Raw genomic sequence first — 24,665 nt, forward strand, 5'->3', positions numbered from 1 at the left:
TAATTTTAGAAAGAACAGTTTGGTTTAACACGAGGAGATGAACAGGAATGGAAGTTAGAAATGAAATGAAGAAAAAAGGGAGCTGGAGGCAGTTTTTGCGCCTTATTCAAGATACAAATCCTCCGAAAGGAATTTTAGTTTTTGCGTTATTAATGAGTTTGCTTTCTACGGGAGCGAGTTTATTTATTCCTATGCTAACAAAAGGATTAGTAGATAATTTTTCGCTTTCTTCAATTAGTGCAGGACAAATTGTTGGGTTAGTTGCTTTCTTTGTAATGCAAACTATTGCGGCAGGATTGTCTATATATTTACTAAATTATATTGGGCAGAAGATTGTAGCGGGACTAAGAGAACGTTTGTGGAAAAAGGTACTTATCTTGCCGGTATCTTATTACGATCAAAATAGAACAGGTGATACCATTAGCCGTATGACGAATGATACAGGTGTTGTGAAAACGTTAATTTCTGAGCATTTGTCAAACTTATTAACAGGTGGTATTTCAATTGTTGGATCGTTAATTGTATTATTTGTGTTAGATTGGAAAATGACTGCGTTACTTTTAACGGTTATTCCGTTGTCTGTATTAATTTTAGTTCCACTTGGACGAAAAATGTATAAGATTTCAAAAGCGCTTCAAGATGAAACGGCATCTTTTACAAGTGTATTAACGCAAGTGTTATCAGAAATTCGTTTAGTGAAATCTTCAAATACAGAAAAAAGAGAATATGAAACGGGTAATACAGGTATACAAAAGTTATTACAATTTGGTTTGAAAGAAGGAAAAGTGCAAGCATTAATTTCGCCAGTTATGTCGTTTGTTTTAATGGCACTACTTGTTATTATCGTAGGATATGGCGGGATGAGAGTTTCTAGCGGTGCATTAACAACTGGTGAACTTGTAGCGTTTATTTTGTATTTAGTTCAAATTGTAATGCCGATGAGTCAATTATCTATGTTCTTTACACAATTCCAAAAGGCAATTGGTGCAACGGAAAGAATTAGTACGATTTTAGAATATAAAGTAGAAGATCATGAAACTGGTGTGAAAGTGACAAATGCTAAGCAACCGATCGTTCTTGAAAATGTACATTTTGAGTATAACGAAGAAGAGCAAGTTTTGAGAAATATTGATTTCACAATTGAATCTGGAAAAGTGACAGCGATTGTAGGACCAAGTGGTAGTGGGAAAACAACGTTATTCTCATTACTGGAACGTTTTTATGAGCCAACTAGTGGTGCCATTAAATTAGGAAAAGAATCAATTACGAGTTATTCATTACAGTCATGGCGACGTCAAATCGGTTACGTATCACAAGATAGTCCGTTAATCGATGGAACGATTCGTGATAATATTTGTTACGGCGTTGAAGGCGAAGTAACGGATGAAGAAATTGAAAAAGTAGCAGCAATGGCATATGTTGATGCATTTATTCATGACTTACCAAACGGTTATGCAACAGAAGTTGGAGAACGCGGTGTGAAGCTTTCTGGTGGACAAAGACAGCGAATTGCCATTGCCCGAGCGTTACTTCGAAATCCGCAAATTCTTATGCTCGATGAGGCAACTTCAAGCTTAGATAGTAAATCTGAGTCTGTCGTTCAAAAAGCGTTAAATAACTTAATGAAAGGCAGAACAACGTTAGTGATTGCGCATAGACTTTCTACTGTTGTAGATGCAGATAAAATTATCTTTATTGAGAAAGGGAATCTTACAGGTAGTGGTACGCATGATGAATTATTACAGACGCATGATATGTATCGTGAGTTTGCAACGCAACAATTGAAAATTAAAGAGGGTGCATTTTAAAAAAATATATTAGATGCTAAGTAGAAAGGAAATGGTTCCTTTGATACCTAAAATTTTAATAGTAGACGACGATCCACACATTAGGGAACTCGTTTCTGTATTTTTAGAACGAGAAGGTTTTCAAACATATGAGGCAATTGATGGAGTAGATGCACTTCGGAAAATGGATGACGTAAAAGTCGATATGGTTATTCTTGATATTATGATGCCAAATATGGATGGATTTGATGTATGTTTTGAATTAAGAAAATACTATGATATCCCGGTTCTGATGCTAACTGCCAAAGGGGAAACATCACAAAAAGTAAAAGGATTTCACCTTGGGACAGATGATTATCTTGTAAAGCCATTTGACCCTATAGAACTAGTAGTGAGAGTAAAGGCATTATTGAAACGTTACCAAATTACAGTTTCACAATCGATTCAAGTTGGAAATGTATTATTAAATCGTAAAACATTCGAAGTTACATCTGGAGAACAAACGGTTACGTTACCGTTAAAAGAATTTGAGCTGCTCTTTACTTTAGGGTCTAAATCGGGAAGAACTTGTTCGAGGGAGCAATTAATTGAAGAAATATGGGGATATGATTTTGAAGGGAATGAACGTACACTAGACGTTCATATTAATCGGTTACGTGAGAAGTTTCAAGAAGAGCAGTCGAAATTTAGTATTAAAACGATAAGAGGATTAGGGTATCGCTTAGAGGTAAGTAAATGAGAAAAAGAGAACGAATGAGTAAGTTGAAGATGCTGAAAGTATTTGGAGCGGTATTAGCGCTCTTTTCTTTTCTTACTATCATTTGGTCTATCGCATTTTATGTAGCAACTAGTATATTGAATGCTTTTGACGTAAATGTATCGCCATTTGTTGCCTTTCTAATTAGTGATATGGTCGGTTTTGTATTTATTATTCTTATTTGGACATTAATTGGAATATTAATGAGGCCAAAACGAGAGGCAATGATTTGGACTATTATTGAACCGATACAAAAAATTGCAAAAGGAGACTTCTCCGTAAAAATACGAAATGAAGAAAAGTATGATGGAGAAATTGGCGTGCTCGTAAAAAGTATAAATGATATGACAGATGAACTGAATACGATGGAGAAAATGAGACAAGAATTTGTATCGAATGTTTCTCATGAAATACAGTCACCATTAACTTCTATAAAAGGATTTGCTAGAGCACTACAAGACGATAATCTTTCTGAGGAAAAAAGAAAACATTATCTTACCATTATTGAAACTGAAACAACGAGATTATCTAAACTAAGTCAAAACTTATTGAAGCTAACTCTTTTAGAATCAGAAGAGTATATACCAGAAAGAGTGAGTTATCGATTAGATCAGCAGTTAAAGCAAATTGTGTTAAATAGTGAACCGCTCTGGGCTAAAAAAGAAATCGAGTTAGAACTAGATTTAGAAAAAGTATATGTTATTGCTGACCAAGAAAGTATGAGTCAAGTGTGGATTAATTTAATTCATAATAGTATTAAATTTACTCCAAGCGGTGGCACGATTACTATTCAGTTAAAGGAACATGAAACAGTAGTGGAAGTGCGCATCCGTGATTCAGGAATTGGTATATCTGAAGAACAGAAACAACATATTTTTGAGCGTTTTTATAAAGCGGATTCTTCACGAAATCGTGCCTATGGAGGAAGTGGCTTAGGTTTAGCTATTGTAAAAAAAGTACTCGACCTTCATCATGGGGAAATAAAAGTTGAGAGTGAGGAAGGAAAAGGTACTGAATTTATTGTGTGTATGCCGAATCATGAAGAGAAATAGTGTTAGAAAGAGAACATTCTAACACTATTCCTCTTTAAAAATGCATTTACCGTTACTGCAATTATATTGATAAGCTTTTCCTTCGCTATTCATACGATATGAGTAATCGGATTCTTTATCTTTCTTAAAGTCAACGTATGCTTCTGCACCGTTTTTATCGTCATCTATATCAATGAATTGAACGTTTCGTATAGAATAATCTTTCTTTTCTCTTAAACCTCTTCCTTGCAAGTTTGTATGAATACCATCTACTAACTGGTCAAACAACGACCAGTTTAAATTAAGATGTTCAAATGACTCAGTATGTCTTCCTAAAATACCGTTGTCTTGTATTATTTTTTTATTATCATCGTATGTATAAGAGTATGTAAAATATGGTTCGTCTTTATATACTACTGTTGCATAATAGCCAATATTATAAAGGGCAGTATATTTTCCGGTTATGTTTTGTATTTCTTCTTGCTTATAACCTTTTTTAGTATGGAGATAATGGCTAGTATCTTTTTCTATTACTTTATAATTTAGTGGATTACCAAATATAAAGTACAGGGCAAACAATATGATAAATAGTCCGACTGCAGTTAGTAACAAGACCCATTTTTTTCTTTTCATACACATACACTCTCCTATGCTGGATTTGTTTTTATTTTACATGAATAATGGTAAAAACATGAAACTTATAAACAAAAACTTTCTATAGTTACCTATAAGTAACCTACGCACATGAAAGTGCATCATTGCCTTTTTACATAAACATAGATACAATTTTAATATAATACATAACTGAGATGATTAAGGAGTGTTATACTTGGCAGAATTATTACAAGGCAAAAATGCTTTAATTACAGGAGCAGGTAGAGGGATTGGTCGCGCTGTCGCAATCGCATTAGCGAAAGAAGGCGTAAATGTAGGCTTATTAGCTCGTTCAGAAGAAAACTTAAAAGCTGTAGCGAAAGAAGTAGAAGCAGAAGGTGTAAAAGCTGTTATTGCAACTGCTGATGTTTCTTCATACGAAGAAGTGACTACTGCGATTGAAACGTTAAAAAATGGTTTAGGATCTATCGATATTTTAATTAATAACGCTGGTATTTCTAAGTTCGGTAAGTTTTTAGAATTAGATGTTGCTGATTGGGAAAAAATCATTCAAGTAAACTTAATGGGTGTATATTATGCAACTCGTGCTGCTTTACCAAGCATGATTGAACAACAATCTGGTGATATCATTAACATTTCATCTACAGCAGGACAAAAAGGTGCACCTGTAACAAGTGCATATAGTGCTTCTAAATTTGGTGTCCTTGGCCTAACAGAATCGTTAGCGATGGAAGTTCGCAAACATAACATTCGTGTAACAGCTTTAACTCCAAGTACAGTAGCGACTGATATGGCTGTAGATTTAGGATTAACTGATGGAAACCCTGATAAAGTAATGCAAGCAGAAGATATTGCAGAATTTATCGTAGCGCAGCTGAAATTAAATAAACGTACATTTATTAAATCTGCTGGGCTTTGGTCTACTAATCCATAGGAAGTAAATTTAACTTTAAAAGAAGGGATATCTATTCTGTAAGGGGTAGATGTCCCTTCTTTATTTTTTGTATTCGAGACAGAATTTTCGGTATAATCAAAAGTGAATGCTAGAAAGCATTGGAAAATTGAAAGGGGTGATATTTGCATGAGTGGAATTGAGAAATGGACGGCTGTTGATCAATATATGAGTGATGTATTAATACCGAAAGATTCTACATTAGAAGGGGTTCTTCAAACTAATGCTGCAGCTAATTTGCCAGCACATGATGTATCACCAATGCAAGGGAAGTTTTTACAACTATTAGTACAAATTCAAGGGGCTCGTAATGTTTTAGAAATTGGCACGCTAGGCGGGTATAGCACGATATGGCTTGCTAGAGCATTGCCATCTGGAGGCCGAGTTGTTACATTGGAAGCAAGTGAAAAACATGCTGAAATTGCACGTAGCAATATGGAGCGTGCTAATTTGACTGATAAAATTGAAATACGAACAGGATTAGCGTTAGATTCTTTACAACAAATAGAAAACGAGAAGTATGAACCGTTTGATTTTATTTTTATAGATGCTGATAAACAAAATAACCCTGCTTATTTTGAATGGGCACTAAAACTATCACGACCGGGTACTGTAATTATTGGGGATAACGTAGTACGTGAAGGAGAAGTTATTGACAATACTAGTACCGATCCTCGTGTACAAGGGATACGTCGTTTCTATGAATTAATAGCTGCTGAGCCACGTGTTAGTGCTACAGCGCTTCAAACTGTCGGAAGTAAGGGATACGATGGATTTGTAATGGCAATCGTAAAAGAATGAGGTAAGGAGATAGATAGAATGAAAAAGATGTTTGAAAAATTATAACATGTATCTTGTATAACGAGATTAGCTCGTGGGCCTCCGACATACATAACACTATATTATATATCAAAAAATTGGAGGCTATAAGTAGATGAGAACTGAAAAAGAAATGCTAGACTTAATTATTAATACAGCAAAAGAGGATGGAAGAATTCGAGCAGTTATCATGAATGGATCGCGTGTAAATCCAAATGTGAAAAGAGATTGTTTTCAAGACTATGATATTATGTATGTTGTAAATGATATACAATCTTTTACGTCTAATCATAATTGGGTTCATAGATTTGGAGAAATAATGATAGTACAAATGCCAGAAGAAATGTCGTTAGTTCAACCAGATGAAGATGGGAAGTTTCCGTATTTGATGCAGTTCATGGATGGGAATCGGATTGATTTAACGCTAGTTCCAGTTGAGTTAATAAAAAAGTTCGTTGGACAAGATAGTTTAAGTAAATTACTTCTTGATAAAGATAATTGTATGGAAGGATTCCCGCCAGCAAGCGATAAAGATTACTTAATAAAAAAGCCTACAGAAAAAGAGTTTTTGGATTGTTGTAATGAATTTTGGTGGTGTAGTACGAATGTGGCAAAAGGGCTATGGAGAGAAGAGCTTTCTTATGCAAAAGGAATGCTTGAGGGACCAGTGCGAGATATGTTCATCGTAATGCTAGAATGGTATATTGGTATGAAAACAGATTTTACAGTTAATGCAGGGAAGTTTGGAAAGCATTTCGAGCAATATATTGAAAAAGATATGTGGGTGCAATTTAAAAGAACATTTTCTAATGCAGAATATGAAAACATATGGGAGTCATTCTTTGTCATGGGTGATTTATTTAGGGAAGTGGCGAACGAAATCGCTAACAAATATGAATATCAATATCCGCAAGATGATGATGATAAAGTGACGAACTATTTAAAACATGTGAAAGCTTTGCCAAAAGATAGTATATCGATTTATTAATAATAGTAAGCAGTAAGACTGTCCTAATTAAGGACAGTCTTATTTTTGTTTATGAATAACAATTTCTCTAACAAAGTGCAGATGAATCACATATGAAAATTTAGGGAGGTTTTTTATCATGTATTATTTTTATTCGCCAGAAATGTTTGCTCCATATCAATGGGGACTAGAACGAGATGTTTCGTATGCTTATATGCCATATAACTCATTTTATTATGGAGACTATATAAGCGCATTGCCATACGCATATATCCCTCAAAGCTATGAAGTACAAATGAAAGCAGCTGATCGTGGATCGTGGACACCGTTTACATGGGTTGAAAAATATGCGTACGCATTTTCAGGACCGTATAATAAAGCGGAAGTAGCTCTTACATTTGATGATGGACCAGATTCAGAATTCACGCCAAAAATATTAGATAAGTTAAAACAACATAATGTAAAAGCTACTTTTTTCTTACTTGGTGAAAACGCAGAAAAATTTCCGAATGTAGTAAAGCGTATTGCAAATGAAGGGCATGTAATTGGTAATCATACGTACAGTCATCCGAATTTAGCGAAAGTAAATGACGCTGAGTACCGTAATCAAATTATAAAAACGGAAGAAATATTAAAACGTTTAGCCGGCTATGCTCCTAAATTTATACGTCCACCGTATGGTGAAATACTTGAAAATCAATTGAATTGGGCAACTGAGCAAAATTTTATGATTGTACAGTGGAGTGTTGATACAGTTGATTGGAAAGGTGTAAGTGCCGATACGATTACAAATAATGTGTTAGGGAATTCATTTCCAGGTAGTGTCATACTGCAGCATTCTACTCCAGGTGGGCATTTACAAGGATCTGTTGATGCACTAGACAAAATCATTCCGCAGTTAAAAACGAAAGGGGCACGTTTTGTAACACTTCCAAGTATGTTCCAGACATCGAAAGAAAGAAAGTGAATGTGTTATAAATTGGAAAAATAAGGGTTGTGTCGTATAATGAAAGTGTAAGTTAGGGGGGGATATAATTGATTGATGCACTAGTAAACATAGGAATAAGCATATTGATTGGTATTATTTTTATACTTGCGGCAATTATTCTTCAAAAAAATCCACCGACCGATATTAATGCGGCATATGGTTATCGTACGAAACGATCTATGAAAAATAAGGAATTATGGGATGCGGGTAACAGGTATAGTGCAGAAGTGATGAAGCAAAACGGATTTATCATGATGTTAATTGGAAGTGTTATTAGTATACTGTTTAGATATACACATACAATAATAGCGATTATAGTGGTTATGCTGTTATTAATCATTCGTTTATTTATACAAGTAGAGAGTAGATTAAAAATACTTGAACAATAATAAAAAATAGGACTCTACGCAATATTATGCTAGGAGTCCTATTTTATTTATAAACTATTATTTTTTAATAATTCTTTTCCTTGCTCTATAACAAATTCATAGTATGCAAGATCATACGGATAAATATCTTCAAATGTTATCGTAATCGGTGTATTGTTTAAGACTGAAATAGTCGTTAAAGATGAAATCTCTCCTTTTAATAGTTGTAGAAAAGAAGTTGCATGTACTTTCATCACATCGTCTACTTCTTCACCTGGTGCGAATGGAAGTGGATTGATGACGTTGTGAAAATACATATGACAAAACTCGCGATCAGTAAGATTTGAAATTTCATAATCTATTTTAAAGATTCCCTTGTATGTTAAATCATTAGTTTGAAAGGAAAGCCCTAATTCTTCCTCAATTTCACGAAGACCACCAATTTGTACATCTTCATCATGCATAATATGTCCAGCTGAAGTAATATCCCATATACATGGAGCTTCTTTTTTATTTTTAGAGCGTAATTGGAAATATAAAAACATATCTTCATTATCTTTTTCTACAAACCAGCAATGAAATGTTTCGTGCCAATCGCCGTCACGATGCACTTCATCACGTAATTTCTTCCCAAGTGTATTTCTTTCAGAATCAAATATTGTTAACCACTCTGTCATTTTAATTCCCCTTTCCTCAAATTTTATTATACAATATTTGTATTGAATTTTGGGAAAATAAAGAAAAAGGAGTGGTTATAAGTGGGGATCGAGCGTACGGAAATAAAATCGATTATTTCAACAGAGGAAGAGTTACGGAAAATATTGGGGCAACCAAGTGAGCGAGCGTTGAAAAAAGTCATTTCATCATTAGACCACCATTGCGTAGATTTTCTTTCTAAATCTCCTTTTCTAGTATTATCCACTGGAAATAAGTTGGGGGAGTGTGACGCCTCGCCGCGAGGAGATGCACCTGGATTTGTATACGTACTCAATAATAATAAAATTATCATTCCAGAAAGACCAGGAAATCGTCGTATAGACTCCATTTTGAATATTATTTCAAATCCACATGTAGGACTAATCTTTTTTATTCCAGGTCTTGGGGAGACACTCAGAATAAATGGCCGAGCGTATATTACAAACGACGAAGAAATTTTGAAAGAAATGCAGGCGAATGGACGCAATCCGTTGCTTGGAATTGTTGTTGAAATAGAAGAGTGTTATATTCATTGTGCAAAAGCGTTTATTCGTTCTAAGATGTGGGATCCAGAATCTTGGTTAAATAAAAAAGAGTTACCATCAGCAGCAAAAATGTTGCTGGAGCATGCGAAAGTGAATACTTCAGAAGAAGATGTTGCACGTTCTTTAGAAGAAAGTTATACAAAAAGATTGTATTAAAAATTTTATTAATATAGTTTTGTAGAGCGGATATGTACGGGTTTTAGAATGGGGAATTTATATATGAACCGTTGATTTATAAACTGGAGAAATAACAAAATAGGTAAATTGAGTGGCGGTTGCATAATGATATTGTGAAATATAATAAAAAAAATTCTTGAAAATAGTTAGTAAAAATAGGCTTGCTTTTTAAAAAGTTGATAACTATAATAAATTAACAAATAGACATGAACGAAAAAGTAACGATAAGGACAAGAAATCATTTTTACGGTTTACAGAGAGGGAAGCCAAGGGTGTGAGCTTCCTAACACGAGAAATGATTTTACCACCTTTGAACTTCAATAGTGAACGAGTAATCTAGTAATTATTGACGGTATCAGCCGTTATCTGAACTTGAGCAATCTAGGGAGAAATACGTCTAGATTGGAACAAGGGTGGAACCACGAAAACACATTCGTCCCTTTCCTAGGGATGAGTGTGTTTTTTTACGGATTTAGAGATTGAAAATTTAAAATAATTAAAAAATAGTATTGATTTTGTTTTTTATGCGAGTATAATGAGTTAACAAATAAACATGAACGAAAAAGTAACGATAAGGACAAGAAATCATTTTTACGGTTTACAGAGAGGGAAGCCAAGGGTGTGAGCTTCCTAACACGAGAAATGATTTTACCACCTTTGAACTTCAATAGTGAACGAGTAATCTAGTAATTATTGACGGTATCAGCCGTTATCTGAACTTGAGCAATCTAGGGAGAAATACGTCTAGATTGGAACAAGGGTGGAACCACGAAAACACATTCGTCCCTTTCCTAGGGATGGGTGTGTTTTTTTTATTACTTTGAAGGGAGGTGCGGTAACATGAAACTATTTATAAGTACGGAAATAACCACCACCTGCATGACAAAAAAGCAGAGTAAGGTGATTTATAGGTGTAACAATTAAACTTTTAGGAGGAGATTAGAAGATGAATAACGTTATAAATGTTGGGGTATTAGGTTTAGGTACGGTCGGAAGTGGTGTTGTTCATATTTTGAAAGAACATTATAAAAAAATCGCTCTTGATACAGGATACGCAGTGAAAGTGAAAACAGTCGTTGTACGTGATTTGGAAAAAGAACGTGATGTTTGTATTGACGGAATTGCAGTCACAAGTCATGTAGATGAAGTTCTAAATGATTCAAATATTGATATTGTAGTAGAGGTAATGGGCGGAATTGAAGAAGCAAAACAGCATATTGTTAAGGCTTTAGAAAATAAAAAACATGTCGTAACAGCAAATAAAGATTTAATGGCTGTATATGGTGCAGAGCTTCTTCAACTGGCAAACGATAATGATTGTGATTTATGTTATGAAGCGAGCGTAGCAGGCGGTATTCCAGTGTTAAGAGGACTAACTGACGGGCTAGCATCAGATCAAATTGAAAAAATAATGGGAATTGTAAATGGTACAACAAATTATATGTTAACAAAAATGAGTCAAAATGGGTGGTCTTATGAAGAGGCTTTACAGGAAGCGCAAAAATTAGGTTTTGCAGAATCGGATCCGACAGCAGATGTAGATGGACTAGATGCGGCGAGAAAGGTAGCAATTCTTGCAAACTTAGGTTTTTCGATGAATGTTTCATTAGATGATGTGCAAGTAAGAGGGATTCGAAAGGTCGAAAAAGAAGATTTACAAATGGCTGAAAAGTTAGGATTTACTATGAAGTTAATTGGGAAAGCAGAAAAACAAGGATCAGCCATTCATTTAAGTGTAGAACCGACACTTTTACCAAGTCGTCATCCATTATCGAATGTAAATAATGAATTTAATGCAGTATATGTTCACGGTCAAGCGGTAGGAGAAGTAATGTTTTACGGACCTGGAGCTGGAAAGTTGCCAACTGGTTCTGCTGTAGTAAGTGATATTATTTCCATCGTTAAAAATATGAATCAAGTGCCGAAAAATAAAAGTGCGTTAAAAGAACCAGTTCCTTATGAATTACAAGGTGATGAAGAAGTAGTTTCGAAATATTTCTTGCGTATTTCATTACGAGATGAGCCTGGGATGTTACAAAAAATAACAGAATGTTTCGTTAATTATTCTGTGAGTTTAAAAGAAGTTATTCAATTACCTTTAAACCGTGAACTGGCAGAAGTTGTTGTTGTGACACATCGAACTTCCAAGTATCAATTCGAACGAGTTTTAGGAGCGATAGAAGCTGTCGCAAGTGAAATAAACAGTTACTACATTATTGAGGAGGAAAAACAATATGTATAAAGGACTATTGAAACAATATGCTTCTTATTTACCGGTGAATGAAAACACACCTGATGTCAGTTTAATGGAAGGAAATACACCTCTTATTCCGTTATTAAATATATCAAAGCAATTAGGGATTCAGCTATATGGTAAGTACGAAGGAGCGAATCCGACAGGTTCTTTTAAAGATCGTGGTATGGTGATGGCAGTTGCTAAGGCGAAAGAAGAAGGTTCAGAAGCAATCATTTGTGCATCAACAGGTAATACATCAGCATCAGCTGCAGCATATGCGGCACGTCTTGGGATGAAATGTATAATCGTAATCCCTGAAGGAAAGATTGCGCATGGAAAATTAGCGCAAGCGGTCGCTTATGGAGCTGAAATTATTTCAATAGAAGGGAATTTCGATGATGCACTTAAGGCTGTAAGAAATATTGCTGCAGAAGAGCCGATTACATTAGTAAATTCAGTGAATCCTTATCGAATTGAAGGACAAAAAACAGCAGCATTTGAAATTTGTGACCAATTGCAAAATGCACCAGATGTTCTAGCTATCCCTGTTGGGAACGCAGGGAATATTACAGCATATTGGAAAGGCTTCTGTGAATATGAGAAAGAAAAAGGTTATAAGAAGCCAAGAATTCATGGCTTTGAAGCAGAAGGAGCAGCGGCAATTGTAAAAGGGCATGTAATTGAAGAGCCTGAAACAATTGCAACAGCAATTCGCATTGGTAACCCAGCAAGTTGGTCGTATGCAGTAGAGGCTGCCGAGCAGTCTTGTGGTGAAATAGATATGGTATCAGATGAAGAAATTTTACATGCGTATAGGTTATTGGCAAAAACTGAAGGTGTTTTCGCTGAACCGGGATCAAATGCTTCATTAGCTGGCGTAATTAAACATGTTAAATCTGGAAAAATCAAAAAGGGAGAAACAGTTGTTGCAGTATTAACTGGAAATGGTTTGAAGGATCCTGATATCGCTATTTCTTCAAATCAACTAGACATCGCAAGTTTGTCAAATGATATAGAACAGATTAAAGATCATATTAAAGGGGTGATTATGTCGTGATACCACTAAGTGTTCGTGTCCCTGCTAGTACGGCAAATGTTGGTCCTGGATTTGATTCAGTTGGAATAGCTTTGTCATTGTATTTAGATGTGGTGGTTAAAGAAAAAGCTGATAAATGGCAAGTAATCCATTCCTTTGAAGAATCAATTCCGACAGACGATAAAAATTTAATCGTTAGCACGGCATGTAAAGTATGTCCTTCTATATCACCCCATATAATAGAAGTTACTAGTAATATCCCATTAACAAGAGGGCTAGGAAGTAGTGCATCAGCGATTGTAGCTGGGATAGAGCTTGCGAATCAACTAGGCAATTTGAACTTAACTGCTGATCAAAAAGTTCAAATTGCTACAAATTTTGAAGGACATCCTGATAATGTTGCTGCTTCTATATTAGGTGGAACTGTAATCGGAGCACTTGATGGAAAGGATATTTCCGTCGTAAGAATTGAGAGCAAGGAATTAGGGGTAATTTCTCTTATTCCGAATGAAGAATTAAATACAGATGAAAGTCGATCTGTATTACCAAAGATGTTTCCGTTTCATGAGGCAGTTAAAGCTAGTGCGATAAGTAACGTATTAGTAGCTGCATTATGTCAAAAGCGGTGGGAAGTTGTAGGTGAAATGATGGAGAGAGACCATTTTCACGAGCCATATCGTTTAGAACTCGTACCGTTATTACCATCTATTCGTAAATGCGCAAAAGAATTTGGTGCGTACGGCACAGCACTTAGCGGTGCGGGACCATCTATTTTTATATTAACGCCATATGAGAAACGTCAAGAAATCGCTGAGCAATTAGCGAGAGTATTTACAGATATGAAAGTATGTGAGCTTGAAATCGACCATAAAGGTATTATTGTAAATAAGGAAGAGCATATTGGATCGTAAAGAAAGCTGGCATGGCTAGCTTTCTTTACGTTGCAAACCTATTTTAAATTAGGTTTTTTCGGGAAAAAATATAAAACAAATGTTGATTTTGAATAATGTAAGTAAAGAGTGCATTCATTTTGGAGGTGATTAAATGAATAAAGAGTCACCAGAAGAAAAAAGAGAGCGTATGAGACAAAGTGAATTAAAAAGTAATCCTACGGGTTCTTTACATGACGGACTCAATAGAGCGGAAACAGGTAGTCCAGTTGATATAGCAGGCGGTATGAATTGGAAAGGTACAGGGATAATCATTTTAGTACTACTTTTAGGATACATTGTATACACTTGTTTTTTCAGTTAAAGAATGCTTGTTAAAATTTTGATTTGTTTAGTTTCATAATTGTTGAGAAAAAATGCAGTTACTGTATTACATATCTTCTAAGCGAATTATAGTTGTTTATATCAACTTTTAATACTCCAAATAGAGCTAGCAAAATGCTAGCTCTATTATTTTTTTGCCACATTCCTGTAACAAACCACCTGTATATTCATTGGTGGAGGTGCAGAGGATGAAAAAAATGATAGCGATATGTCTTCTAACAACTATGCCATTTTCGACTTTAGTCGGTTGTGACGTAAAAGGTAGTAATGCTGTACAAGAGTCTAAAATAAAGAAATCGACGTATAAAGATTTTACTTATGATGTAAATCCAGAAACATTCACATTAACTGTAGAACATGAGGGGGTAAAGGAACAGGCATCACAACCCCTACCGAAAATGAAGGTATCGAATGTAAAAAAAGAAAAGGATCGTACATCGTGGGAATATCCAGATCAAAAAGTAAAAATAAAATTAGAAAAGAAAAAAGACCACTTAAACATTGAAGTGGAATCGACTGGTGCAGAAAGCTTTACATGGCCGAAAGTAGAAGCTGAAAATTATACACTTCCGTTATGGGAGGGTAAGCAAATTTCGAGCAATGATGAGAATTGGAAGAAGTTTTTAAAGGATGATGCATATTCATTTGCTGAATCATTTTCTATGAAGTTTTTCGCATTAAATGGTTCGAAATATGCAATTGTATATATTGCAAACAATATGTTTAATAATGAATTGAAATTTCATTCGGATCCGAAAATAGGATTTGATTTTACACATGAATTTCCGAGCATAAATAAAAATAAAACATATGGATTTCAATTATATGTGACAAATAATGATGCGGTAAGCATTGCTAAACTGTATAAGGATGATATTGTTCGAAAAGGTGAATTTAAAACATTACAAGAAAAGGCTAGAAAAAATAAAGAAATCGAAAAGTTATATGGAGCGGCGCATTTTTATTTTTGGAATCAAAATGGTTTATCAGAAAGTAATATAAATTGGCCAAAACTAAGGGAGCAAATAAATAGCCCGCTGTTTAGTCATATAAAAGAACTTATTCAAAAGAATAGTTCAGAGCCTGGGGAACTGAATGTATTAGATCAAGTAAGTAAACAAGATTTCATTGATAAGTATCAAAAAAATGTTATTTTACGTTATATAAACGAAGTATTATCCATGAAGGAATTTTATAAAGAGGATATTTTTCAAAACGTTGATCAGGAAGCTAGTGTGCTATTAAAGAAAGGTGTAGGTCACTTAACGAACACAGAATTGTATAGCTTAAATAAGCATTTATTAAAGTCGCTACTTGGTGATGCGGTTGAAGAGGTAAGTAAATGGGGTAATGCAGATGGAACAGACATACTAAAGGAAATGAAAGAGGCAGGAATAGAAAAAGCGTGGATTGGTCTGCCGAACTGGGAACAAGGATTTATGCAACCAAATTTCGTGACAAAAGCTAAGGAAATGGGGTATTTAGTTGGTCCGTATGATTCATATCATTCCATTCACGAAAAAAGTGATAAAAATTGGAACACAGCATCCTTTAATGACCCATCATTATACGAAGAGGCTACTGTAACGAAGAAAAACGGAGAAAAGGTGCAAGGCTTTTTAGGCAGAGGTCGCAAGTTAAACCCGACTTTATCGCTGCCTAGTGTAAAGGAACGCATGAATGATATATTACAAAATGGTCCTAAATATAATTCATGGTTTATTGATTGTGATGCGACAGGTGAAATTTACGATGATTATTCAGCGAAACATATAACGACACAAGAGCAAGATTTAAAAGCACGTTTAAAACGAATGGACTACATTGCGCAAGAAAAGGGTATGGTCGTTGGTTCTGAAGGTGGAAATGATTTTGCTAGTAATACGATTGCATTTGCACACGGAATTGAAACACCCGTTATTAAATGGGACGATGAAGATATGAGGAAAAATAAAACAAGTCCGTATTATGTTGGCGGATATTGGTCACCAAATCAAAATGTTCCTGAAAAATATGCAAAACAAGTACCATTGAAGGAAGAATATAAACAAGTATATTTAAATCCAGTATATTCGGTACCATTATATAAATTAGTATACAATGATTCCGTTATTACAACGCATCATTGGGAATGGGGAAGTTTAAAGGTAAAAGATGAAGTTGGAAATCGAATGCTGTCTGAATTATTGTATAATGTTCCTCCGTTGTACCATTTAGATGAAGTAGAGTGGAATAAGCATAAAAAAGAAATTACAGAGCATCTAAAAGTTTGGAATGAAGTTCATGAAAAAGCAGTAAAAGAAGAGATGATGAATTTTGCATATTTGTCAGAAGATAAGCTAGTACAATCTGTTTCTTATGGAAAAGATATTAAAATCATTGTGAACTTCTCAAATGAAGATAGGGAAGTAGAAAAAACGAAAATAAAAGCAAAGTCGGCTTTCATTGATAATCAGGGGAAGAAAAGCGTGTATACGCCGTTTGAGAAATAAGAACGTGAAATATACTGTATTCATAGAGATTTTATATTTAGCTTGACTCTTTATTCATATCGTTTATTAAGAAAAAGATATCCTAATTTCAAATGAAAGAATTAATTAATTTGTAAATTCGCATGTTGCGAAGTGCTAAATTTTTGAAATTGGTAAATAGTGACTTGCCAAAAATAAGTACGAGAGTATAATGTGAAATGGAATACATATTGGGTTTAAGTAGTAACCTTACAAAATTGTAAGGTTACTGAAAGGAAATTCAATATGAAGATAAATAGACTTACATTATACTTGGTAAAGAGAAAGAGAGGCGAATGGGTATGAGCTCTGAATTAGAACAAAATACGAGAAGTAATAAAAAGCGTTCTAAAAGAAAGTCAATAAAATGGTTCATATTAATTCCATTTTTCCTACTTATTTTTGGAGGAGTAGGATATGGTTCGTTTATATATAATAAAGCAAAAGCTGTTGTAAATGATGCGTATGCAAAAATTGATAAGTCATCAAAGCGTGATAAGGAAGTTGAACCTTTAAAGGATAATATTTCAATATTAATCATGGGTGTAGATGGAAGTGAAATGAGAAAAAGCCAATATGGCGAAGCAGTTCGAACAGATGCACTTTTATTAGCAACAATTAATAAAGATGATAAGTCTGTTAAGCTAGTAAGTATTCCACGTGATTCACGTGTTTATATTCCAACTAGAAAAAAATTAGATAAAATTACTCATGCTCACGTATTTGGTGGCGTAGAAAGCACACGCGATACGGTGGAAAGATTTTTGAATGTACCTGTTGATTATTATGTGAAGTTTAACTTTGAATCATTCGTACAAATTGTCGATTCAATTGGTGGTATTGATATTGATGTACCAGTTACTTTCACTGAACAAGATAGTAAAGACCAAGCTGGTATGATCCATTTAGAAAAAGGTTACCAACATTTAAATGGAGAACAAGCTCTTGCACTTGCAAGAACGCGTAAAATTGATAGTGACGCAATGCGTGGACAGAGACAGCAACTTGTAATAGAAGCAATTGCCAAAAAAGCGATGTCTGTTCAATCAATTAGCAAAATGGGCTCTTTACTAGATGCGGTTGATAAAAATATGAAAACGAACTTAACATTTGACGATATGCTTGCCATTACAAAAAATATGGCAGGATCTAATTTGGAAATGGAAAAATTGCAAATAGAAGGTACAGATAAACGTATCGGTGGTATTTATTATTACATTCCAAATGAAAAAAATGTAAAAGATATTTCAAAAAAATTAAATGATCATTTAGGTGTAACGCCAAAATCAGTCCGAAACGAATAATAAAAAAAGATTGGCTTTTGCCAATCTTTTTTTTTGGAATGTATTTGTAACTTTTCTGTAACGATTTTTTAGTTTAGAAAAATTATACTCATATGTATGAGTATAATGGATAGGTAAAAAAGTAAAAGGACATATTCAAAATTTGTGGTAAGGAAAGATATCATATGCAGAAATGGTTAAGCATGATGGGAATTATCTTTATATTGACTGGATGTAAAATGTCTGAAGCTCCAACAAGTCTAATGGAAGCTCCTACAAATGAAAAATGGATTAATGAATTAAAGGAACAAATTGATAAAGATTTACCTGTTAATTATCGCTTACTTACTCCAATGTCTAATAGAGATAAACAGACGACATGGTCAATGAATTTCGAACGAGATAATAAAAAAGAAGCTGTCATCGTATATAAAATACCTAATGAAGATTATCATATATATTTAGCCGTATATGAGAAGAAAAATAATGGATGGAATATGAAGTCAACCTATACATTTGATGGGGAAGAAGTAGATATTGTTGAGGTAGGAGATTTCACAGGGAGTGGAAAAAGGGAACTATTGATAGGAATAACTACCAATCGTGATTTATTAGAAAACACAATGTATGTTTTTTCCAATGAGAGTGACGATATAAAGGAATTTTATAGACAGAAGTATACAAAGTTATTTATAGATGATTTAAACAAAAATGGTTTTAAAGACATAAGCCTTGTTTCGTATATGAAAGATGAACAGTTGAAGGTTCAGTTCATTGAAAAGTTTAAGGTATTGTCAGAGGTTACATTTGATCCGTATATAAATAGTATTCAAAGAATACAAATGGGCCGTATTTCTAAATCATTAAAGGCAGTTGTAATCGATGCGGGAACAGGGGCTCATTCAGGTATAACTTATGTAGCAAAATTTGATCAGGATCATTATGAAGTATTACCTATAGGTGGGAAAGAAGATTTATTTAATGAATATGTTGTAGAAAGTAAAGATGTTAATGAAGACGGCATTATTGAATTTGTTCGTACTGTACGTCCAAAAGGTTGGGAGGATAAATCACATGGTGATAGTCCGCTTTTTGAACGTTACATACAGTGGAGTGAATCTGGAATTAAACCAATTGAAGAACGATATATAGATATAGAAAAAGGGTATTATGTGAAAATTCCTAAAGAGTTAATAGGGAAAATTACAATACCAGATCAGCAAAAAGAATCAAATTCTCAAAAGTTTTTGGATACAAGAACAAATAAAATATGGCTTGAAGTTCATATTTTTAAGCGGAAAGAATGGTTCAATATAAAAGGCTACAGCGCAGCAATTAAAACGGCTTCTCACGTATATGCAGTACCGAAGCAATCAGAATTTGAAAAAGTGAAAGCATATATAAAACCGCTAGCGGATTATCAACAAGAGTAGGAGGTGGGAATTATGTCAAAAATTTTAGTTTTAGAAGATGAATTAACGATCCGTAGCTTTATTGTTTTAAATTTAAAACGTGCTGGATTTTATGTAATAGAAGCTACTACTGGAGAAGAAGCGTTACAGATTTTGAGTGAACAAACTGTTGATATAGCACTGCTGGATGTAATGTTACCGGGGATTGATGGTTTAGAAGTTTGTAAGGCTATCAGGAAAGAAAATAAAAAAATGGGTATTATTATGTTAACCGCACGTGTACAAGATGAAGATAAGGTGCAAGGACTAGGAATAGGTGCAGATGATTATATTGCAAAACCGTTTAGTCCAGTAGTATTAACTGCACGTATACAGTCTTTATTAAGAAGAATAGAAGTACATGAAGAAAAAACGAATATTGTTACGTCAGGTCCATTTTCGTTAAATATTATAGAAGAAAGATTGTATAAAGATGGACAATTAGTCGATTTAACACCTACAGAGTATATGATATTACAGTATTTAATGAATCAGGCTTCAAAGCCAGTTTCGCGTGATGAAATTTTAAATATGATTTGGGGAACCAATTACGTAGGTGAGACGAAAGTAGTAGATGTAAATATGAGACGGTTACGTCAAAAGATAGAATGTAATCCATCAGAACCTGAATTTATTCTTACGGTGTGGGGAAAAGGATATGTGTGGAAGGAAAGTATGAGATGAAACGGAAAGTGACTTTATATTTTATGACGGTCATTACACTTATGCTTGTATTATTTGAAGTTGTATTTTCAGTTTCAATTTATCGATACTATTATAATGGTATTGTGCAATATATAGAGTCTCATGCGAAAACGAGTACACGTTTTTTTTCAGAATACAATTCACTATACTTTATTCGATTACAAGAATATAGTGGTGACATAATTAGTAGCTTTCAATTAGAAGGAACAGAATTACAGTTAATTGATCGTCACGGCTCGGTTATACAATCTTCAAGTGGTGAAAAGGTAGAAGGTAAAGTGAATATTCCACAATCATTATTAGAAGGTGAAATGTATAATCAAGTTACTACGAAAGGTAATAAAAAACAACTAGAGGTGCTAAGCCCACTTATACATCAAGGACAAACTATTGGTGTTTTAAAATATACGACTGTTTTAACAAATGTAAATAAAAAGATTATTGAAATTATTACGTTTACTATTTCTGTAGGTATTGTTATTTCGGGAGTCGCCTTCTTAATTAGTAGACGTTTGGCAAATTCATTTGTTGAGCCAATTGAATCCATTATTCAAGCCTCTTCACAAATTGCAGAAGGCACATTAAAGCAAAAAATTAAAGAAGATTATCCTGGAGAATTAGGGGACTTGGCACATAGTTTAAATTATATGGCCTATAAAATAGATAAGGCTGAGCAGATGAAAAATGAATTCATTGCTTCTATTTCGCACGAAATACGAACGCCTTTAACAGGAATTAAAGGTTGGAGTGAGACGTTAAAAACAGTAGATCATTTAACAGAAGAAGAAATAAAGCAAGGTATGGGCATTATTTCAGGTGAGACAGATAGATTGATTCATTTAGTAGAAGAATTGCTAGATTTTTCAAGATTACAATCAAATCATTTTAATTTATATAAACAAAAGGTGCAGTTGTACGATATACTAGAGGAGACGATTTGGCAATTAACTCCTAAATCGGAAGAGAAGGAAATTCAATTTATTACTACTATAGACCGAATTGAATTGATGGGAGATCGAAATAGGTTAAAGCAAGTTTTCTTGAATATTGTTCAAAATGCAATTAAGTATTCACATAAAAAAAGTACAATACACATTGAAGCGACTAAAATAGAAGGACAAGCAGTGATTAAGGTAAGAGACGAAGGGATTGGAATTGCTAAAGAACATTTACCATATATTGAGCAATCATTTTACCAAATTAATAATCATGCTGCAGGTGCAGGTATTGGTTTAGCTATCGTTAAAAAAATGGTAGAGCTTCATGGCGGTGTGCTTAGTGTTACAAGCAAAGAAGGAATAGGAACAACAATTTTGATAAAACTCCCATTATAATACAAATAAAATCTATTTATATGGTGAAATAAAAATAAATAGATGTATAATTATATTGGGCGATTTATATATAAGATTAATAGGGAGAGGAATTCGATAGAATGGAAAAAGCTTTAAAAATTAAACAAATAGTAGTCGTTTTAATAGCGATTGCCGCAGTAGCTATTGGGTATTACATGTTTCAATCAATTACTTCACCAGCAAAAGCTGTTGCGAAACAAGAAAATGTAGTGCAGCTTGCAAGTGAACAGCCGAAAGTTGAAATGAATAAAACGGCACCAAGTCGTTTTAATGGAAAAGAAAGAAAAGTTGCTTATCTTACATTTGACGATGGGCCAGGGAAATATACGGCTGAATTATTAAATACGCTAAAACAACATGATGCGAAGGCGACGTTCTTTTTAATTGGAGCGAATGTAAAAGAATTTCCTGATTTAGTGAAACGTGAAAATGCTGAGGGTCATTATGTAGGCATGCATAGTATGACACATAATTTCGCAAAGTTATATAAAAATGGCGAGTATGTAAATGAGATGAAAGAAGATCAAGGTTTAATCGCTAATATTATTGGGAAATCACCTAAATTAACACGTCCTCCATATGGTTCGATGCCTGGATTGAATGAAGGTCTTCGAAATAAAGTGGTAGAAGGCGGATTTAAAGTATGGGATTGGACAATTGATTCATTAGATTGGAGATACAATAAAATGCCAGTTGATGCAGCTGCAGCACAAATTGCTCAAAACGTATTAACAAACGCAACAAAACCACAAGAAGTAATTTTAATGCATGATATTCACCCGCAATCAGTTGCTGCTGTGCCAGCAATTTTAAAGGGGCTAAAAGAAAAAGGTTATGAGTTTGAAGCTTATCATGAAGAGAGTCACTTCCCAGTGAACTTCTGGCATGATAACCGTATGTAATGGAGGAATGAACGTTGAAGTATGGAAAAGTAGCAGTAGTTGGAGCATTATCAGTAGGACTTTTAACAGGTTGTTTCGGTGAAAAGCCAGAAGAAAATCTATATACAGCTTTTGAAACAGCAGCAACACAAGAAAAATCTTTAATGGATGAAGCAAAAAAATTAGAGCAGTTAGAGAAACAAGGGCAAGAATTATATGCTCAAATTTTGCAAGAAGGTAAAGATCATAATGAAGCAGTTGTGAAGAAAATAGAGCAAGCTACTGCAAATGTAGATGATCGTGAAAAAGTATTGAAAAGTGAGAAAGAAATGCTAGAAAAAGCACAGAAGGAAACGAAATCTGTTCAAAGTAATATAGAGAAGATTGAAGATAAGAAGTTACAAAAACAAGCAAAAGCAGTAGAAGAGTCGTATAAGAATCGTTATGATGCATTCCAAAAGATGAATGAAAATTACACGAAAGTGTTAGCGACTGAAAAAGAACTGTATGAAAAATTAAAAGTAAAAGAAACGAAATTAAAAGAAATCGGTGAAAAAGTTAAAACTGTTAATGAATTAAATGTGGAAGCACAAAAGTCGAAAGAGCAGTTTAACAAATTTACAAAAGAGTATAATGACAGTAAATTAGCATTCTACAAAGGTGCAGAAATTAAGATTAAAGATCAGAAATAAAGAAGAATCTAAAGTGTAATAAAAAGCCGGAGAAACATAGTTATAAATGTTTTTTCGGTTTTTTACGTTAAATGAATAGAAAAGACTGGAATTGATATCATAAAAGAGTTATAGTGAGTTATTCTAAGGGAAACATTGTAAAGTAAGGAGAATGGGAATATGTCATATGAATTTTTACTCAAATTAGGTTTAGCACTCTTTTTAGGATTATTCATCGGGATAGATAGGCAGCTAAAGAATAAACCACTTGGTGTGAAAACAAGTATGGTTATTTCTGTAGCAAGTTGTTTAATTACGATGGTTTCAATTGAATCTGTGCATGTATATTCTGTTCCAGGACATACAAATATGGATCCGATGCGACTGGCCGCTCAAATTGTTAGTGGAATTGGTTTTCTTGGCGCAGGTGTCATTTTACGAAGAAGTAATGACGTTATTTCTGGATTAACAACAGCTTCTATGGTGTGGGCTGCTTCAGCTTTAGGAATCGCAATTGGTGCGGGATTTTATTTACAAGCGACAGTTGCTATGGTTTTAATTATTTTAGCGATTAATGTACTTCCGCAACTTGTGAAAATTGCAGGACCGTATTCATTAAGACAAAAGGATTTATCTATAAAAATTACTGTTAAAGAGCATCATGAGTTAGATGGTATATTTAAGCAAATTAAAAATTTAGGCATGCATGTGAAACGCGTGAAAATTAAAGATATAGATAGTGGAGCATTTCAGCAACTAGAGATGGTTATTTTAGCTCCAGAAGATTTATATACAACAGAGTTATATAGTTCCCTGAAAGAGATTGATCGAGTAGTTTCAGTTGAAGTGGAAAGTAGATAATTGTGATAAAAAAGAGTGAAGTGAATTCACTCTTTTTTATTTGGATTTTTAAGGAATGAAATTGATATAATGATGAGTAACAAGGGGGAGAAATGATGGGAATACATATTAGAAGAGCAATAAAGGATGATATACCAGGTATAGCAAAGGTGCATGTTGATAGTTGGAAAACAACGTATAAAGGGATATTTGCTGACGAAATTCTAGATAATATAGCATATGAGAAACGAGAAAAACAATGGGAAGATATTTTTCAACAAGAAGGTAATCATCAATTTAGATTTGTAGCAGAGAATTTAAATGGAGACATAGTTGGATTCATCGATGGGGGAGTAGAAAGAACTGGTACATATAATTGTGATGGAGAATTATATGCAATCTACCTTTTACAAGAGTATCAAGGAATGAAAATAGGACAAAAGTTATTTCAAGCTTTATTATCGGATTGTATAAACAATGATATGCAATCACTTTTAGTTTGGGTTGTTACGAATAATCCTTCTAAAAAGTTTTATGAAAAATTTAACCCTGAAAAAATTGATACGAAATTTTTAGAGAGAGTAAGGGTAGAAGAAACAGCGTATTGTTGGAGAGATTTGAATTTGTTATACAAACAGTTATATAGATTTACTTAAATAATATTATTATGTAAACTTTATGTTTGAAAGAGGTATACCAATTAAGGTATACCTCTTTTGTT

Annotated in this window: 24 protein-coding genes and 2 other annotated features; of the genes, 22 read left to right on the forward strand and 2 right to left on the reverse strand. The window is 33.9% G+C overall.

Features of this window, described 5'->3' with window-relative positions; all coding sequences use genetic code 11:
* The first annotated feature begins 47 nt into the window (after nucleotides 1-47).
* The 3 genes from QCI81_RS23695 to hitS are packed head-to-tail and all read left to right on the forward strand — an operon-like array spanning nucleotide 48 to nucleotide 3,596.
* Nucleotides 48-1,808 (forward strand): ABC transporter ATP-binding protein, encoded by a 1,761-nt coding sequence (locus QCI81_RS23695; protein ID WP_088020863.1) that lies wholly within the window; start codon nucleotides 48-50, stop codon nucleotides 1,806-1,808.
* Between the two features lie 40 nt (nucleotides 1,809-1,848).
* On the forward strand, nucleotides 1,849-2,526 hold the full coding sequence (gene hitR / locus QCI81_RS23700) for an envelope stress response regulator transcription factor HitR (RefSeq protein ID WP_000612415.1): 678 nt from the start codon (nucleotides 1,849-1,851) through the stop codon (nucleotides 2,524-2,526).
* The gene (gene hitS / locus QCI81_RS23705) at nucleotides 2,523-3,596 is read left to right on the forward strand and encodes an envelope stress sensor histidine kinase HitS (RefSeq protein WP_071730999.1); all 1,074 of its coding nucleotides are present in this window, start codon (nucleotides 2,523-2,525) and stop codon (nucleotides 3,594-3,596) included. Before hitR ends, hitS begins: the two co-directional genes overlap by 4 nt.
* Before the next feature lie 24 nt (nucleotides 3,597-3,620).
* Here the strand turns inward: hitS and QCI81_RS23710 are convergent, their stop codons facing one another.
* Entirely contained in the window at nucleotides 3,621-4,214 is a 594-nt protein-coding gene (locus QCI81_RS23710; protein ID WP_071731001.1) for a DUF3139 domain-containing protein, read from the reverse strand.
* Nucleotides 4,215-4,404: 190 nt separating this feature from the next.
* Here QCI81_RS23710 and QCI81_RS23715 point away from each other — a divergent pair, with 190 nt between their 5' ends.
* From QCI81_RS23715 to QCI81_RS23735, 5 genes are all read left to right on the forward strand, one after another.
* Nucleotides 4,405-5,124: a 3-ketoacyl-ACP reductase gene (locus QCI81_RS23715; RefSeq protein WP_000818985.1), complete on the forward strand. Its 720-nt coding sequence runs from the start codon at nucleotides 4,405-4,407 to the stop codon at nucleotides 5,122-5,124.
* 147 nt (nucleotides 5,125-5,271) lie between these two features.
* Nucleotides 5,272-5,943 carry an O-methyltransferase gene (locus QCI81_RS23720; RefSeq protein ID WP_071731003.1) on the forward strand — a complete coding sequence of 224 codons (672 nt, stop codon included), beginning with the start codon at nucleotides 5,272-5,274 and terminating at the stop codon, nucleotides 5,941-5,943.
* 133 nt (nucleotides 5,944-6,076) lie between these two features.
* Nucleotides 6,077-6,949 carry an aminoglycoside 6-adenylyltransferase gene (locus tag QCI81_RS23725; protein ID WP_071731004.1) on the forward strand — a complete coding sequence of 291 codons (873 nt, stop codon included), beginning with the start codon at nucleotides 6,077-6,079 and terminating at the stop codon, nucleotides 6,947-6,949.
* A 118-nt stretch (nucleotides 6,950-7,067) separates the two neighbouring features.
* The gene (locus QCI81_RS23730) at nucleotides 7,068-7,895 is read left to right on the forward strand and encodes a peptidoglycan-N-acetylglucosamine deacetylase (protein WP_071731006.1); all 828 of its coding nucleotides are present in this window, start codon (nucleotides 7,068-7,070) and stop codon (nucleotides 7,893-7,895) included.
* Between the two features lie 71 nt (nucleotides 7,896-7,966).
* A complete protein-coding gene (locus QCI81_RS23735) occupies nucleotides 7,967-8,305 on the forward strand; it encodes an SdpI family protein (RefSeq protein WP_071731035.1) in 339 nt (112 codons plus the stop codon).
* Between the two features lie 47 nt (nucleotides 8,306-8,352).
* On the opposite strand, the gene QCI81_RS23740 is transcribed toward QCI81_RS23735, so the two are convergent.
* Entirely contained in the window at nucleotides 8,353-8,961 is a 609-nt protein-coding gene (locus QCI81_RS23740) for an NUDIX hydrolase (RefSeq protein ID WP_023521722.1), read from the reverse strand.
* 81 nt (nucleotides 8,962-9,042) lie between these two features.
* On the opposite strand from QCI81_RS23740, the gene QCI81_RS23745 reads away from it, so the two are divergent.
* From QCI81_RS23745 to QCI81_RS23810, 14 genes are all read left to right on the forward strand, one after another.
* Nucleotides 9,043-9,681 carry a pyridoxamine 5'-phosphate oxidase family protein gene (locus QCI81_RS23745; RefSeq protein WP_000510726.1) on the forward strand — a complete coding sequence of 213 codons (639 nt, stop codon included), beginning with the start codon at nucleotides 9,043-9,045 and terminating at the stop codon, nucleotides 9,679-9,681.
* A gap of 233 nt (nucleotides 9,682-9,914) precedes the next feature.
* Nucleotides 9,915-10,146, forward strand: a binding site (T-box leader).
* Between the two features lie 115 nt (nucleotides 10,147-10,261).
* Nucleotides 10,262-10,493, forward strand: a binding site (T-box leader).
* Nucleotides 10,494-10,648: 155 nt separating this feature from the next.
* Nucleotides 10,649-11,944 (forward strand): homoserine dehydrogenase, encoded by a 1,296-nt coding sequence (locus QCI81_RS23750; RefSeq protein ID WP_023521724.1) that lies wholly within the window; start codon nucleotides 10,649-10,651, stop codon nucleotides 11,942-11,944.
* The gene (thrC, locus tag QCI81_RS23755) at nucleotides 11,937-12,995 is read left to right on the forward strand and encodes a threonine synthase (protein WP_000276434.1); all 1,059 of its coding nucleotides are present in this window, start codon (nucleotides 11,937-11,939) and stop codon (nucleotides 12,993-12,995) included. Before QCI81_RS23750 ends, thrC begins: the two co-directional genes overlap by 8 nt.
* Entirely contained in the window at nucleotides 12,992-13,885 is an 894-nt protein-coding gene (gene thrB / locus QCI81_RS23760; protein ID WP_000612682.1) for a homoserine kinase, read from the forward strand. The genes thrC and thrB overlap by 4 nt, the downstream gene beginning before the upstream one ends.
* A gap of 133 nt (nucleotides 13,886-14,018) precedes the next feature.
* Entirely contained in the window at nucleotides 14,019-14,228 is a 210-nt protein-coding gene (locus QCI81_RS23765) for a DUF6366 family protein (RefSeq protein ID WP_063547088.1), read from the forward strand.
* Nucleotides 14,229-14,436: 208 nt separating this feature from the next.
* The gene (locus QCI81_RS23770; protein WP_071731008.1) at nucleotides 14,437-16,740 is read left to right on the forward strand and encodes a glycoside hydrolase; all 2,304 of its coding nucleotides are present in this window, start codon (nucleotides 14,437-14,439) and stop codon (nucleotides 16,738-16,740) included.
* Between the two features lie 320 nt (nucleotides 16,741-17,060).
* Complete coding sequence (locus tag QCI81_RS23775; protein WP_002163948.1) at nucleotides 17,061-18,062, forward strand: LCP family protein; 1,002 nt, start codon at nucleotides 17,061-17,063, stop codon at nucleotides 18,060-18,062.
* Nucleotides 18,063-18,226: 164 nt separating this feature from the next.
* Entirely contained in the window at nucleotides 18,227-19,474 is a 1,248-nt protein-coding gene (locus QCI81_RS23780) for a hypothetical protein (RefSeq protein ID WP_001174877.1), read from the forward strand.
* A 12-nt stretch (nucleotides 19,475-19,486) separates the two neighbouring features.
* Nucleotides 19,487-20,176 (forward strand): response regulator transcription factor, encoded by a 690-nt coding sequence (locus QCI81_RS23785; protein ID WP_000036071.1) that lies wholly within the window; start codon nucleotides 19,487-19,489, stop codon nucleotides 20,174-20,176.
* Nucleotides 20,173-21,531, forward strand: coding sequence for a sensor histidine kinase (locus QCI81_RS23790; RefSeq protein WP_023521728.1), 1,359 nt, complete (start codon nucleotides 20,173-20,175; stop codon nucleotides 21,529-21,531). The genes QCI81_RS23785 and QCI81_RS23790 overlap by 4 nt, the downstream gene beginning before the upstream one ends.
* A gap of 101 nt (nucleotides 21,532-21,632) precedes the next feature.
* The gene (locus tag QCI81_RS23795) at nucleotides 21,633-22,454 is read left to right on the forward strand and encodes a peptidoglycan-N-acetylglucosamine deacetylase (protein ID WP_000409484.1); all 822 of its coding nucleotides are present in this window, start codon (nucleotides 21,633-21,635) and stop codon (nucleotides 22,452-22,454) included.
* Between the two features lie 14 nt (nucleotides 22,455-22,468).
* A complete protein-coding gene (locus QCI81_RS23800) occupies nucleotides 22,469-23,125 on the forward strand; it encodes a YkyA family protein (protein WP_023521729.1) in 657 nt (218 codons plus the stop codon).
* Between the two features lie 159 nt (nucleotides 23,126-23,284).
* Nucleotides 23,285-23,965: an MgtC/SapB family protein gene (locus QCI81_RS23805; protein WP_000119510.1), complete on the forward strand. Its 681-nt coding sequence runs from the start codon at nucleotides 23,285-23,287 to the stop codon at nucleotides 23,963-23,965.
* 92 nt (nucleotides 23,966-24,057) lie between these two features.
* Complete coding sequence (locus tag QCI81_RS23810; RefSeq protein WP_003270281.1) at nucleotides 24,058-24,600, forward strand: GNAT family N-acetyltransferase; 543 nt, start codon at nucleotides 24,058-24,060, stop codon at nucleotides 24,598-24,600.
* Nucleotides 24,601-24,665 lie beyond the last annotated feature (65 nt).

Origin of the sequence: Bacillus cereus group sp. MG20 (assembly GCF_040459885.1) — a bacterium.
Taxonomy (GTDB): domain Bacteria; phylum Bacillota; class Bacilli; order Bacillales; family Bacillaceae_G; genus Bacillus_A; species Bacillus_A cereus.

What these genes read in the sequence shown, in the direction of transcription:
- QCI81_RS23695 (WP_088020863.1), top strand. Translation starts at nt 48, where the DNA reads ATGGAAGTTAGAAATGAAATGAAGAAAAAAGGGAGCTGGAGGCAGTTT.
- hitS (WP_071730999.1), top strand. Translation starts at nt 2,523, where the DNA reads ATGAGAAAAAGAGAACGAATGAGTAAGTTGAAGATGCTGAAAGTATTT.
- QCI81_RS23710 (WP_071731001.1), bottom strand. Translation starts at nt 4,214, where the DNA reads ATGTGTATGAAAAGAAAAAAATGGGTCTTGTTACTAACTGCAGTCGGA.
- QCI81_RS23720 (WP_071731003.1), top strand. Translation starts at nt 5,272, where the DNA reads ATGAGTGGAATTGAGAAATGGACGGCTGTTGATCAATATATGAGTGAT.
- QCI81_RS23725 (WP_071731004.1), top strand. Translation starts at nt 6,077, where the DNA reads ATGAGAACTGAAAAAGAAATGCTAGACTTAATTATTAATACAGCAAAA.
- QCI81_RS23730 (WP_071731006.1), top strand. Translation starts at nt 7,068, where the DNA reads ATGTATTATTTTTATTCGCCAGAAATGTTTGCTCCATATCAATGGGGA.
- QCI81_RS23740 (WP_023521722.1), bottom strand. Translation starts at nt 8,961, where the DNA reads ATGACAGAGTGGTTAACAATATTTGATTCTGAAAGAAATACACTTGGG.
- QCI81_RS23750 (WP_023521724.1), top strand. Translation starts at nt 10,649, where the DNA reads ATGAATAACGTTATAAATGTTGGGGTATTAGGTTTAGGTACGGTCGGA.
- thrC (WP_000276434.1), top strand. Translation starts at nt 11,937, where the DNA reads ATGTATAAAGGACTATTGAAACAATATGCTTCTTATTTACCGGTGAAT.
- QCI81_RS23765 (WP_063547088.1), top strand. Translation starts at nt 14,019, where the DNA reads ATGAATAAAGAGTCACCAGAAGAAAAAAGAGAGCGTATGAGACAAAGT.
- QCI81_RS23770 (WP_071731008.1), top strand. Translation starts at nt 14,437, where the DNA reads ATGAAAAAAATGATAGCGATATGTCTTCTAACAACTATGCCATTTTCG.
- QCI81_RS23775 (WP_002163948.1), top strand. Translation starts at nt 17,061, where the DNA reads ATGAGCTCTGAATTAGAACAAAATACGAGAAGTAATAAAAAGCGTTCT.
- QCI81_RS23780 (WP_001174877.1), top strand. Translation starts at nt 18,227, where the DNA reads ATGCAGAAATGGTTAAGCATGATGGGAATTATCTTTATATTGACTGGA.
- QCI81_RS23785 (WP_000036071.1), top strand. Translation starts at nt 19,487, where the DNA reads ATGTCAAAAATTTTAGTTTTAGAAGATGAATTAACGATCCGTAGCTTT.
- QCI81_RS23790 (WP_023521728.1), top strand. Translation starts at nt 20,173, where the DNA reads ATGAAACGGAAAGTGACTTTATATTTTATGACGGTCATTACACTTATG.
- QCI81_RS23795 (WP_000409484.1), top strand. Translation starts at nt 21,633, where the DNA reads ATGGAAAAAGCTTTAAAAATTAAACAAATAGTAGTCGTTTTAATAGCG.
- QCI81_RS23805 (WP_000119510.1), top strand. Translation starts at nt 23,285, where the DNA reads ATGTCATATGAATTTTTACTCAAATTAGGTTTAGCACTCTTTTTAGGA.
- QCI81_RS23810 (WP_003270281.1), top strand. Translation starts at nt 24,058, where the DNA reads ATGATGGGAATACATATTAGAAGAGCAATAAAGGATGATATACCAGGT.